Raw genomic sequence first — 11,914 nt, 5'->3', positions numbered from 1 at the left:
CCTCTACCTTCGCTTCGATCACTTCGGAAGACTCGCTTCGGGCCACTAATTGCGCGCCCGTTTGTCAACTGCAACCTGAAAACCTCGCGGTGACCACCCGATCACACCGCGAACTATTTGTTCATTTGCCTCGGGTGATGCAAATCTTCTGCCACAAGCTTTGGTCAAATGCTGAGGTCCGTCACAGAGCCCCGGAACCAACCCTGTTGACTAGCCGGGAGCAATTGCGACCATCGAGAACCTCAATTGCGTTCTCGACGGCCTTGCGCCGAATCTCCACTTCCGAGTCCTTGGAGTACCAGGCAGTGTGAGGACTGAGTACCACGTTAGGAAGCGAGCAGAGAGGGTGCTGCGCCGACAGCGGTTCAGATTCGAATACGTCCAGCCCTGCACCCATGATCTGCCTCGAACGCAGAGCGGCCACCAGAGCAGACTCATCGACCACAGGACCACGTGAAGTGTTGATCAGTACTGCATCTGAACGCATCATTTCAAGCTCCCGAGCACCAATGAGGTGTTCAGTGGCCGGAATGAGCGGGACATGGATAGACACGAAATGGGCTGCGGCGAGCACCTCATCGAGAGAAAGAAGATGCACTCCGCAGGCAGCCGCTACTGCGGGATCAGCGTACGGATCATAAGCGATGACATTGAGCCCGAACCCAGAGAGCTTGCCAACCAGTTTCTGCGGAATATTGCCGAATCCGATCAGCCCCAGGGTTCGTCCGCAAATCCGAAAAAGATCGCCCGCGGCTGTGTAGTCCCACCCGCCCGAGCGCACAGAGGTGCCGAGCTCTCCTAATCCACGACCCAGAGACAGAATCATGGCTGCCGCATGCTCCGACACTTCATTGAGTGATCCGTCAGGCACATTCGCAACGGCGATACCAGCCTTCGTTGCTGCGTTCACATCGATTGTGTTGACGCCGATGCCGTAGCGCGAGATCACCTTGACCCTGTCCAGTCCTGCGATCACTTCTTTGCTGATCTGCGCATATTGATTGATGACGCCATCGGCTGGCGCGCACACCTCAATGAGATCAGCGGCAGTGCGGGCCTGGGCGGGGATCATTTCGTACCCTGCACTATTGAGAATCCCCATCTCAAGCTCCAGATCTGCGAATTCATAGTCTGTGACGACGACGGTCCCTTTCATTTTCTGCCTTCTATTCCATAGTCATGATCGAGTCGCTCGAACGCTGGCAAACCGACCACTTGAGCGAACTCCGGATAGCTCGCTGCTGTGGGGCCGTGTCCCGGTGACCCGTTGACCGCCAACGCAGCCAAGGCGTCTGAAACCGCTTGGGTTGCGGTGAAAAGTGCAGTGACCGCGTAGAACACCACGCTGAATCCCAGATCCGCTAGGTCGCGTTTGGTCAAAGCCGTAGTTTCGTTACCGTCGACGATGGAGACCACTTTTGGTCCGGGGACCTTCGCCGCCACTTCTTCCACCTCGCGGATCTTCGTGATGCCGTCGACGAACACAAGGTCCACTCCGGCCTCTTGATATATCGACGCGCGTCTCACCGCCTCGGCGGTCCCCAATGGGCCGATTGCATCGGTTCGACCGATGATCAATAGATCGGCATTTCCCCGGGCCTCGATCGCACAACGCAGATTTCGGGCGTGAGTCTCCGCGTCAACGAGGCGTATACCACCAAGCTGACCGCAGCGCTTCGGCAGAGCTTGGTCCTCGAGGTGAATCGCTGCGGCACCCGACTGGACGTGCTCTTGGATGGTACGTTCGATATTCGCAGGACCTCCGTAGCCGGTATCAGCATCGGCGATGACTGGAATCGAAACGGCACGAGTCATATTTCTCGCGTGCTCAGTCATCTCTGTCTGCGAGAGCAGCCCTAGATCGGGCGCACCTAGTCGACTCGCAGTCGCTCCCAGACCGGTCAGGTAGACAGCGTCAAAGCCTGCCTGCTCGACAAGCCGCGCGCTCAACGAGTCGTATGCCCCGGGTGCCGCAATGATGTGACCGTCTTCGATGTGACCCCATAGCCGGCGGGCGGGACTCAACTCAAACCGATGTTGGTTCATGTGCTACTACTTCCTTCTGCGTAGGGGTGCGGATTTTCAACGCCGCGAAAAACGAGATCAGGCATCCAAGGCCCAAGTAGACCGCCACCAAATACCAGGACCCGCCGGTTGCGGCGACGAGGGCCGTCGCGATAAACGGGGTGAATCCGCCAGCGACGGCACTGGCGACTTGATAGCCGACCCCAGCACCGCTATAGCGAAACTCGGCTCCGAACATTTCGGTGAATAGCGGTTGCTGAGCACTGACCACCATGTCGTGGGCGATATTGAAAAGCACAACGGCCGCGATGATGACAGCGATAGTCGACCCTGACTCGATGGCAAGGAAGAAGGGCGCTGAACCGGCAACGCCGACAAGTGAACCGATGAGATAGACATTGCGCCTGCCGAAACGATCGGAGAGATAGGCAAAGGTCGGGATTGTGACGATACCGAGAGAACCGACTATGAGACCTATGTTGAGCATGAAGTCCTCGCTGAATCCGCCGTAAGTCGATCCATAGGAAACAGCGAAAGTGATGACGATGTAGCCCGAGATCAATTCGGCCAAGCGCATTGCGAAGATCCGCAAGAAGGTTCCAGGGTGTGCCCGCAGTGCCTCGAACAAGGGGATTCGCCTCTTGTGAGTTTTCTCCGCCTCGCGTTCAGCGGCTGCCACCCGGGCGGCCACCCCCGCGTCGTCTTCCACCTTTGCACGGACGATGAGTCCGACGACGACGAGGACGATGCTTGCGATGAAGGGGATCCTCCACCCCCAGGTGACAAACTGCTCATCAGTAGTGAAATGACGCACTGCGAGCACCGAGCCGGTAGCCAGGATCAGGCCGACGGAATAGCCGACCTGAACTCCTGAGCTATAGAAGGCCCGCCTGGTTCGAGGAGCGTTCTCCACCGCCAGCAGTGCGGCTCCGCCCCACTCGCCGCCGACAGCAAAACCCTGAATAATCCGAAGGGACACCAACAGCGCCGGCGCCACCCAGCCAATGGACTCATAGCCGGGCAAAAACCCGATAAGAGTAGTTGCTGAGCCCATGATGATCATGGTGAGAACCAGCATTCGCTTCCGGCCGATACGGTCGCCGAAGTGGCCGAACACGATTCCGCCAAGAGGACGGAAGAGAAAACCGACTCCGAAGGTAGCGAATGCCGCAAGTGTTCCAGCTACGGGACTGATATCCGGAAAGAACTCCGTGTTGAATACCAGTGCGGCGACCAAACCGTAGAGGATGAAGTCGTACCAATCTATGACAGCTCCGGCAAAACTGCCGAATGCTGCCCGGCGCGCCGACTTCTGCGCTGCCGAAGTGAATTCTGATGTGGCCATCATGATTCCTTACGTCTTTGAGGGAACCTTGGACAAGTTTCTCTGAGCGAACTATTATTCGTATAGCGCACAGGATCATATTCACACTTGCCCGGGTTGTCAACGTCGGACTATGAACTGTTCGTTCCGTTGCTGATCCATCGTCTCCCGACGACGTCTCAAGGAGCCTTCAATGCCCGACCCCACCCGACCGGACTATTTTCTGCAGTCCCTTGAACGCGGACTCATCGTCCTACGCGCCTTCGACGCCGATCACCCTGATCGCACCCTCACTGAGGCTGCCGAAGCGACTGGGCTGGGTAAGGCTACAGTTCGTCGCATCCTGCTCACATTCGTCGACCTGGGATATATGAGGCAACGGGGACGACGCTTTGCCCTGACTCCACGAGTGCTTGACCTGGGGTTCTCCTACCTCTCCAGCCTCGAACTCGTGGGATTGGCGGAGCCCCACTTGCAGGCGCTCAGCCGCGAGCTCGGGGAATCAGTTCTATTGGCGGTTCTCGACGATTTCGACGTTCGCTACATCGCACGCGCCACCGCTCCACGCCCGATGCATGTCAACGTTCCTGTAGGGGGTCGCTCCCCGGCGCATGTCACCTCGGCAGGGAGAATCTTGCTCTCGGACCTGAACGTCAACGATCTGGAGCACTATCTCGTTAACACGCCCTTCCAGCAGTACACGCCGTGGACCGTCACGAACAAGGCAGAGTTCCGGTCGCAGATCCAGACAGCAAAGAGCAGCGGCTGGTCGAACTCGGCTGATGAGCTCGACATCGGAATGGGAGGCGTCGCCGTCCTCGTCCCTAGGGTTCACTCGCCCTCGATCGCCTTGTCCACGGTCTTCCCCACCTCCCGATTTGATCGGTCACAATTGGAATCAACCGTTGTCACACCTCTACGCGAGTGCGCCGAAAAGATCGCTTCAAGCCTGCGCGGTCCGGCTAAACACTCCGAGTGAGCGACTCTCGGCCATTCGATGCTCGAGGACCAGAGCAGTACAGGCTCTCACACCCACCGGTACTCATACTCGGGCCGGCCTGGCGTCCCGTGTCGTGGCTGTTTGACCGCCTGCTTCGTCTTCACCAGATGCTCCAGATACCGGCGCACCGTCACGCGTGAAAGATCCAATGCCGTCGCAACCTCGGTCGCGGACACCGGCGAATCAGCGTCGCGCACCTGTGCCGAGATTGCTGTCAGAGTCTCCTCGATCAACCCCTTGGGCAAGCGGCCCGAGGAGACCGAGCGCAGGGCACTGAGCGCGTTGTCCACCGAGGCCTGTGTGGCCAAGGAACCGGCGCCGGAACCGTCGAGGTTGAGGCGGAAATCCCGCTGGTTCTCCAGCTTCTCGCGGAAGATGGTGAAGGTGAACGGCTTGATCAGATACTGCGTCACCCCGCTCGAGATCGCCGAGCGGATTACCTGCAGGTGGCGCACCGCAGTGATCGCGATGATGTCGGCACCGTAGCCCTTGGCGTTCATGCGCTTGGCCACGTCGAGCCCGTGCGAATCGGTGAGATTCATATCCAGCAGCACGATGTCGACCGGCTCCCCACTCACTCCGAAAGACTCAAACTTTTCAAGCGCATCGTGACCGGACAGGCAGGTACCGGCGACGACGAATCCGGGCACCCGGCGCACGAAGTCCGCGTGAGCCTCGGCAGTCATCGGGTCGTCTTCGACGATGAGCACACGCAGGTCGCGTTCATCGGCCATCATCGCCTCCTCCCTGTTCGTTCCCGGCATCTTTGCCACCCTCGCCGAGGCTATCGGCAGTCAGCGGCAATGTCACCGTGAAGATCGCTCCCCCGTCGGATTCGACCTCGAGATCACCGCCGAGTCTCGTCACAGCCTGGCGCACCAGCACCAATCCGAACCCGCGCCCACCGGATCCAGCCGGAGCGGCCTTCGCAGAGGTGCCGAGATGGAAGATCGCGTCGATCTCCTCCGTGTCGATCCCCGGCCCCGAGTCCGCAACCGTGATGATGAGTTCCCCGTCGGCGGCAACGAAGTCCGCCCACACATGTCGCTCTTCAGAATCCGCTGCAGCATCGAAGGCGTTGTCGAGGAGGTTGCCGGCCACGGTGACCAGGTCGCGGGCGTCCAGGCTGCTCGGCGGAAGCTCACCGACAGCGGTGACGGTCAGTTCGATGCCGCGCTCGTGAGCCTGGGCGGCCTTGCCGATCATGAGTGCCGTAATAAATGGTTCGTCAAGGGAATCGACGAACGAATCGGTCAGCCGCTGCGACTCCTGCTGATCCCGAACCGCGAAGTCCAGGGCCTCCCGCGAACGCCCCAGTTCAATCAACGTCGCCACGGTATGCAGACGGTTCGAATGTTCATGAGTCTGGGCCCGCAGCGCCTCAGACAGGGTCCGCATCGTCTCGAGCTCACCAGTGAGTTCCTGAATGTCCGTGCGATCACGCAGGGTCGCCACGGTTCCCCCAGAACTGGAACTGGAACCGAGCGCACCACGATCGGGCTGGCTCGCCTGCTTCTGGTTGACCACGAGCACCCGGTCACGGGTCAGGTGGATCTCATCGACGGCATCCCGACCCGACGACAACAACGATGACACGGACTGAGGCAGGGCCACCTCGGCGAGGGGAATGGGGGGGCGCTCGTCGGGCTCGGGCAGACCCAGCAGCTCAGCAGCCTCATCATTGTAGAGGACCAGTTGCCCATCATCGTCGACGAGGATGAGGCCCTCGCGCAGCGAATGCAGCGCGGAGTCGTAGAACGCGAACAGGGACTTGAGCTGCTCGGGCCCGTAGCCGAGGGTGACTCGGCGCAGGTAGCGGCTGAGTATCCAGGAGCCCAGTCCACCGAGGCCGATCGCGGCGAGGCCGACGATGATGATCTGCGGCAGTGCGGCGGCCCGGGCCACCGACAGGGTCTTCAGCGTCACCCCGACCGCGACCATGGCTGTGACCTCGCCAGATGAGTCCGTGACGGGCACGATCGCGCGCACCGACTCTCCCAGCGTGCCCTCATACTCCTCGACCTGACTCTCACCGGACAGTGCCTGATCGATGCTGCCGATATAGTCCTTGCCCAGCTGCTGGGGGTCCGGGTGGGTGTAGCGGGTGCGGTCGCGGTCCATGATCGTCACGAAGTCGACCTCAGCGGTGTCGATGACGGTCAGCGCATAGGGCTGCAGCTTCGCCGAGGCATCGGCGTCCTCCACCGAGGAGATGACGAAGGGGTCATGGGCGAGAGTCTCGGCGATGGAGAGCACCCGCTCCGAGGTCGCCTGCCGGGCAGAGCCCAGCGTCGAGACGTAGCTGGTGATGGACAGTGCGACGCAGACGACGGCGATGAGCGCCAGCTGCATGAAGAAGAGCCTGCGCGCCAACGGCATCAGCTTCATGCTCCTCATGAGTCGTCCATCAAGCTCTTCGCTCCTGTTCTCTTCAGCGGGTCAGGCGACCGCGCTGCAGACACAATCTATGCGAGCCTACCCTCGGGTTGCCAGATCTCGGATCGCAGCCGCATATGACCCGTGCTTGGCGAACCCGTTCTCTGTCGCATCGGTCCAGCCTTTCAATGACTGTTGGCACGATTCCATGAGCTGGTGGGCGGCCTGGCTCAGTCCGGACCGTCGGAAGACGAAGCCGAAGGGGCTTTCGATGAGGGGATCCGTGTCGAAGATCGTCGCGCCCTGCCGATATGCAGTAAGTGCCATGCGCAGCGGGAGGAACGTGAACATGTCTCCGCTGAGCACGAATGCCAACTGGGTCGAACGGTTTGGGCAGATGGCCTGCGGGGTGAATTTCGCTCCACATTCTTCGAACATTTTTGCCACTGCGGTGTTCTCCCGGTTTGCCAGGTGGGAGACCGCAATGGGAATCTCTGGGAGCTCTGAAATCCTGACGACGTCCATCTCAGAGACATCAGCCAAGGAATGAGCAGACTTCGGTGGTGCTACGAGCAGGAGTCTCTGCGTCCCAATCGTCAAGGAAGATAACTGTGGGTGTTCGGCTATCGGCAATGAAGTGAACCCGAGTTCCGAATGCCCGGTTTCCACCGCAGCCGCCAGGCCCGCAGCACTATCAGCCTCTGAGATGGAGTATTGGAGTTCAGGATTGCTGCGCATGAAGGCCGATGCCCACGAGACGAGCGCGTCACTGGAGAGCTCTGGCATCGTGGTGATGGTCAGGATCCCCGTTTTTGCATCCTGGATCTCTCTGGCATGATCCGACACCGCTAAGACACCCCGCAGCGCCCTGCGTGCATCGGAGACCAATGCCAGTCCGGCCGGAGACGGAGTCAGCCTCCGGCCAGTCCTCACGAACAGATCGACTTTGAGTTCTCGTTCGAGAACCCTCAGCACTTGAGAAATGGTCGGTTGTGCGACGTGCAGTGCCTCTGCAGCTCGGCTGACTCCGCCGTGATCGACGACAGCGACGAAATACTCAAGGTGCCTGAGTTCCATCCTCCAATTCTATTTCACACGGTAGGAGTCGGGCAGCGTCTCGTACTTCGCCATCTGTTTGATCATCGCTCGACCGAGGTTTCTGCGATGGATCGGCGACGATCCTTCGTAGATCCTCAGGCCTCGAACGTCTCGCCACATTCGTGGAACAGGGTGGGGGCCGACGATTCCTTCACCACCGAGCAGTTGAACGCATTCGTCGGCGACTCGGCTGGCCATTTCTGTACAGTACAGTTTTGCGGCCGAGATCCGATGCCGGGCGATGATGCCTTCGTCGAAGGTACGGGCACTTTCCAAGGTCAGAGCTCGGCCGGCTTCGAGCTGCGCGAAACACTCGCCCAGTGTGTTCTGCACGACGCCGAGGTCTGCCAGCGGAGCCCCGAACTGAGCGCGTTGGCTGACATGGGCAACGGTTTCTTCCAGCATCCGTGTGGCTTGCGCGACAGCGGTCGCTGCCACGTGCATTCGGGCGTGATTGATTCCCCGCAGCGCCATCTTCATTCCGGTTCCTTCGGCGTCTCCGACCAGCGCGTCGGCAGGTACCGCGACCTCATTGAGTTCGATTTCCGCAACTGGGCCGGTTTCATGACCGTTCATCATGTCGGCGGCCCGCGTTGTCACTCCCTCGCTCAACCGGTCAACGATGAAGCAGCTGGGGTCCTCCGCCTCGTCCGTGTTCGCGAAGATGAATAGCTGGTCTGCCCAGGCGGCATTGGTGATGTATCGCTTACCGCCGTTGAGCACCCACCCGTCAGCGGTCTTCCGCGCGTGAGTGCCCAGCGCCTTGGCATCCGAGCCTGCCTCCGGTTCGGTCAATCCGAATGCGGTGACCGTGTCGCCCCCGGCCATCGCCGGCAGCCACTTTTCCCGTTGTTCCTGTGTTCCGAATTCGTTGAGCCCCTGTGAGCAGAGGCCGATGACGGTGGAGAATCGCGAACGGTACACGGCCGATGCTCGGGTGAATTCCAGGGTCAGCTTGACCTGTTCTTCCATGGACCAGGCCAGACCACCGAGTTCTCGGGGGATGGAGATTCCGAAGAGTCCCAAGGATCTCATGTCCTCGACGATCCGTTCGGGTACGGCCCCGGTCCGAACCATTTCGGCCTCGCCCGGGATGAGCACCTCGCTTGTGAATGCGGCGACTTGTTCCAGATACTCCGAGAAATTCAGTTCTTTGATAGCTGGGTCAATCATTTCTAACTCTTTCTAAAACGGTCGGGAGGGGCTGTGGAACAGCGTTTGAGGGCCTGGCAGGCAGGCCTATTGGTGCGAGCGTGGTTGTGGGAGTGCGTCAGTTCGTCACGCGGATGCCTGCACCGACGGGCGGGGCGCCCTGGGTCGAGTTGCCACGCTCGCCATTGAAGACAACGGGAAGGGTCGGTAGCAGCAGCCATTCTCCAGCCGATGATTCGACCTCAGACAGCATCCCGCCTGCTTGCAGATCCGGATCCTCGCGGATCTCGTCCAGGGTCCTGATCAGTCCGCATACGATCCCCGACTCACGGAGCATGTCCACCGCGGCGACCGCGCTCATTCCGCTCAGAGCATCGGCGATTGCTTCGAGTAGGGCCGGTCGGTTCTCTACTCGGCATCTGTTCGTGGCAAACCTGTCATCGCCGAGGAGATCTTCTCGGCCGATGGCCCGACACAGAGCAGACCATTTCGCATCCGTGTATGCGGAGAGGACGAAGCTTGACCCGTTCACGGTGATGACTTCGGCAGCGGGGGCAGCATGCGGTTGGCCATTGCCTTTGCGAGTCGGTGCTTGCCCCGTCATTGCGTACTCGGCCCATTGGGCGCCCTGGGCATGAACGGTGGCTTCCATCAGAGAGGTCTCAACCAAAGAGCCATGCCCGTCACGGTCACGAGCGACGACTGCGGCGAGCACTCCGCTGGTCAATGCGTGGGATGCGAGTACGTCGGCGACGGCGAAGCCGACTCGCTGAGGCTCTCCGTCGGCTTCGCCGGTCAGGCCCAACACCCCGAATTCGGCCTGGGCCATAATGTCCAAACCTGGGCTTCCGGCGTGTGGGCCCAAGCGCCCGAAACCGGAGACCACTCCGCAGATGAGCTGAGGGAAACGCTGCGAGAGTGTCGACCAATCAACTCCCAGTTTCACTGCGGTTCGAGGCAGGAAGTTGTGGATGACCACATCGGCGGTGGCGGCCATGTCGTAAAAGGTCGCTCGACCTTCTTCAGTGCTGAGGTCAAGCGCGCAACTGGTCTTCCCGCGGTTGCACGCTTCGACCATCGTGTCTCCGAAGAGACCGATGTTACGGGCCTGCTCACCATGTGGTGGTTCGATCTTAATGACCTGGGCCCCCATGTCTGCGAAGTTCTGACCTGCGAGTGGAGCAGAAATATACTGTCCGAGGTCGAGAATCGTCAGACCCTGCAGTGGCTGCGTACTCATTCAGTTCTCCTTGCGGCTTGCGTATATAGCGCTCGCAGCCAACAGCTTGCGACGCGATTTCTCTGGATCTAGGAGACTTCCGCCCAGTAGTGCACAGACGATGATGGCGACCCCGACGACGCGGAACGCCAGACCGTATCCGGCTTCAACACTCGAGGCACTGTCGACCAGAAGTCCGATCACGTAGGGAGCCGAGATCCCCGCGATGCTGTAGAAGCCGATGATGCACCCGAAGAAGGGAACTCGCTGCTTGGCAGGCAGAAAGTCCGCTGCACCGGCGAACGCAATCGAGAAGGCCACGCTATTGATCGAGAAGGCGGCGACGACGAAGATACTTTGGATGAGAACCGAATCGATGGAGCTGAAGATGATGAAGCTGACACCAGCGAAGATCAGGGCGAATGCGGTGAGGTAGCTGCGGGCGAACTTCGAGGAGAAGCCTCGTTTGATCAGCCACCCGGACAGTGCGCCCGAAGAGATGAGGACAACGACGGCGAAGGCGTAAGGCAGAGTCACCAGTGTGCCCGTCAGTTCCTGGGAGTACCCCAAACCTTCGTGCATGAACACAGGCAGCCAGGAGGTCTTGGCGGAGGTGATGATGTAACCGCCGAAGCTCAGTATTCCCAGACCCCAGAACGAACTCAACCGGAAGTAATAGTAGAACGGAACCGTGATGCCCCCATTAGGGTCGGCTCGGCCGCTGGTATCTTCGAGGCGGATGCGTTCACCGGCAGGCAGATTGGAATTGAACATCTGCATTTTTCCCCGGTTGACGAACCACCAGATACCGACCCAGATGAGTCCGACCGCGATCAGGACCATGAACGCAGCGTGCCAGTGATATTTGACGATGATCCAGGTCAGAATCGGCGCGCTGAGCAATGGGCCCAATGATGATCCCGCGTTGACGATGGCACCGGCCAGTGCGCGCTTCTCTGCAGGGAATCTCAGTGCGACGATTCCTTGGCACAACGCGTGAGCGGGCCCCTCGAAGAATCCCAAAACCATCCGGGAGAGGAACAGAACCAAAAAGCTGGTTTCCATGGTCAATGGGATCATCGTGGCAACCCAAGCGAGCATCAGGACGGGCGCTGCCCACAAGAGGTTGATCCACTTGAAGAGTGCGGCAATGCCGACGGCACCGGCTGCGAAGAGCCAGAAGAAGCCGCTGCTGAGAAGCCCGTACTCCGAGTCACCTATCCCCAGGTCTGTTTTGATCTGGGTAGCGCTGAAACCAATCGAGGCTTTGTCTGCGAAGTTCAGGGTGAAGAACACCAGGAGCAGCGCGACAATGACCCAATCCCGCCGGGTCGGGGTGATGCCGACCGACGGTTTTGTGCCGGTCGGAATGTCTGAAACCTGTGTTTTGTGCATGGACTCATCTCCGTTGACGATTGTTGTTTCAGAATCTCAACTTCGATGAATGCGAACAAGACGAAACCATTGCTAGAAGCTATAGGCCGTACCTATATCAGTGATCAGCGGGAAACTACGGCGCAGACTTGAGCCAGCAGCATGGGTGCGTTCCTTGACGAATGCCCGCGGCCGCGCCTGGCCGGGGCCACGACGCCGCCGTAGGTCTGTGGTCGCGACGGCAGCGTTCGTCCGCGTCGTCACATTGCTCGTAGCCGACGTTGCGGGGCAATCAAGGGCGATGAGCGCCAGCTGCATGCGGAAGAGGGGGGGGGGGGGGTGCAAC

10 protein-coding genes are annotated in these 11,914 nt (G+C 60.0%); 1 reads left to right on the top strand and 9 read right to left on the bottom strand.

The window, feature by feature from the left end; all coding sequences use genetic code 11:
* Nucleotides 1–181: 181 nt before the first annotated feature.
* Genes ACE03M_RS07865 through shiA form a run of 3 tightly spaced genes read right to left on the bottom strand, consistent with a single transcriptional unit; the run spans nucleotide 182 to nucleotide 3,370 of the window.
* The gene (locus tag ACE03M_RS07865) at nucleotides 182–1,156 is read right to left on the bottom strand and encodes a C-terminal binding protein (RefSeq protein WP_485933425.1); all 975 of its coding nucleotides are present in this window, start codon (nucleotides 1,154–1,156) and stop codon (nucleotides 182–184) included.
* Nucleotides 1,153–2,046, bottom strand: a complete 894-nt coding sequence (locus ACE03M_RS07860; protein ID WP_485933424.1) for an isocitrate lyase/PEP mutase family protein — start codon at nucleotides 2,044–2,046, stop codon at nucleotides 1,153–1,155. The genes ACE03M_RS07865 and ACE03M_RS07860 overlap by 4 nt, the downstream gene beginning before the upstream one ends.
* On the bottom strand, nucleotides 2,027–3,370 hold the full coding sequence (gene shiA, locus ACE03M_RS07855) for a shikimate transporter (RefSeq protein WP_485933516.1): 1,344 nt from the start codon (nucleotides 3,368–3,370) through the stop codon (nucleotides 2,027–2,029). The genes ACE03M_RS07860 and shiA overlap by 20 nt, the downstream gene beginning before the upstream one ends.
* A gap of 172 nt (nucleotides 3,371–3,542) precedes the next feature.
* On the opposite strand from shiA, the gene ACE03M_RS07850 reads away from it, so the two are divergent.
* Nucleotides 3,543–4,328 (top strand): IclR family transcriptional regulator domain-containing protein, encoded by a 786-nt coding sequence (locus tag ACE03M_RS07850; RefSeq protein WP_143923654.1) that lies wholly within the window; start codon nucleotides 3,543–3,545, stop codon nucleotides 4,326–4,328.
* A 47-nt stretch (nucleotides 4,329–4,375) separates the two neighbouring features.
* Here ACE03M_RS07850 and ACE03M_RS07845 read toward each other — a convergent pair whose 3' ends face one another.
* From ACE03M_RS07845 to ACE03M_RS07820, 6 genes are all read right to left on the bottom strand, one after another.
* Nucleotides 4,376–5,086 (bottom strand): response regulator, encoded by a 711-nt coding sequence (locus ACE03M_RS07845; RefSeq protein WP_485933423.1) that lies wholly within the window; start codon nucleotides 5,084–5,086, stop codon nucleotides 4,376–4,378.
* Nucleotides 5,073–6,746: an ATP-binding protein gene (locus ACE03M_RS07840; protein ID WP_485933422.1), complete on the bottom strand. Its 1,674-nt coding sequence runs from the start codon at nucleotides 6,744–6,746 to the stop codon at nucleotides 5,073–5,075. The genes ACE03M_RS07845 and ACE03M_RS07840 overlap by 14 nt, the downstream gene beginning before the upstream one ends.
* Before the next feature lie 78 nt (nucleotides 6,747–6,824).
* Nucleotides 6,825–7,802, bottom strand: a complete 978-nt coding sequence (locus ACE03M_RS07835; RefSeq protein WP_485933420.1) for a LysR family transcriptional regulator — start codon at nucleotides 7,800–7,802, stop codon at nucleotides 6,825–6,827.
* A 9-nt stretch (nucleotides 7,803–7,811) separates the two neighbouring features.
* Entirely contained in the window at nucleotides 7,812–8,996 is a 1,185-nt protein-coding gene (locus tag ACE03M_RS07830) for an acyl-CoA dehydrogenase family protein (RefSeq protein WP_485933418.1), read from the bottom strand.
* Between the two features lie 97 nt (nucleotides 8,997–9,093).
* On the bottom strand, nucleotides 9,094–10,215 hold the full coding sequence (locus ACE03M_RS07825) for a CaiB/BaiF CoA transferase family protein (RefSeq protein ID WP_485933417.1): 1,122 nt from the start codon (nucleotides 10,213–10,215) through the stop codon (nucleotides 9,094–9,096).
* Nucleotides 10,216–11,589 (bottom strand): MFS transporter, encoded by a 1,374-nt coding sequence (locus tag ACE03M_RS07820; protein WP_485933416.1) that lies wholly within the window; start codon nucleotides 11,587–11,589, stop codon nucleotides 10,216–10,218.
* Nucleotides 11,590–11,914: the final 325 nt, after the last annotated feature.

The sequence above is a fragment of the Brevibacterium sp. AGC70 genome (assembly GCF_057334195.1).
This window is presented reverse-complemented; position numbering and strand designations above follow the sequence as displayed.

Excerpts from the sequence above, each read along its gene's own strand:
- ACE03M_RS07830 (WP_485933418.1), bottom strand. The coding sequence starts at position 8,996 with ATGATTGACCCAGCTATCAAAGAACTGAATTTCTCGGAGTATCTGGAA.
- ACE03M_RS07835 (WP_485933420.1), bottom strand. The coding sequence starts at position 7,802 with ATGGAACTCAGGCACCTTGAGTATTTCGTCGCTGTCGTCGATCACGGC.
- ACE03M_RS07825 (WP_485933417.1), bottom strand. The coding sequence starts at position 10,215 with ATGAGTACGCAGCCACTGCAGGGTCTGACGATTCTCGACCTCGGACAG.
- ACE03M_RS07850 (WP_143923654.1), top strand. The coding sequence starts at position 3,543 with ATGCCCGACCCCACCCGACCGGACTATTTTCTGCAGTCCCTTGAACGC.
- ACE03M_RS07845 (WP_485933423.1), bottom strand. The coding sequence starts at position 5,086 with ATGATGGCCGATGAACGCGACCTGCGTGTGCTCATCGTCGAAGACGAC.
- shiA (WP_485933516.1), bottom strand. The coding sequence starts at position 3,370 with ATGGCCACATCAGAATTCACTTCGGCAGCGCAGAAGTCGGCGCGCCGG.
- ACE03M_RS07820 (WP_485933416.1), bottom strand. The coding sequence starts at position 11,589 with ATGCACAAAACACAGGTTTCAGACATTCCGACCGGCACAAAACCGTCG.
- ACE03M_RS07860 (WP_485933424.1), bottom strand. The coding sequence starts at position 2,046 with ATGAACCAACATCGGTTTGAGTTGAGTCCCGCCCGCCGGCTATGGGGT.
- ACE03M_RS07865 (WP_485933425.1), bottom strand. The coding sequence starts at position 1,156 with ATGAAAGGGACCGTCGTCGTCACAGACTATGAATTCGCAGATCTGGAG.
- ACE03M_RS07840 (WP_485933422.1), bottom strand. The coding sequence starts at position 6,746 with ATGAGGAGCATGAAGCTGATGCCGTTGGCGCGCAGGCTCTTCTTCATG.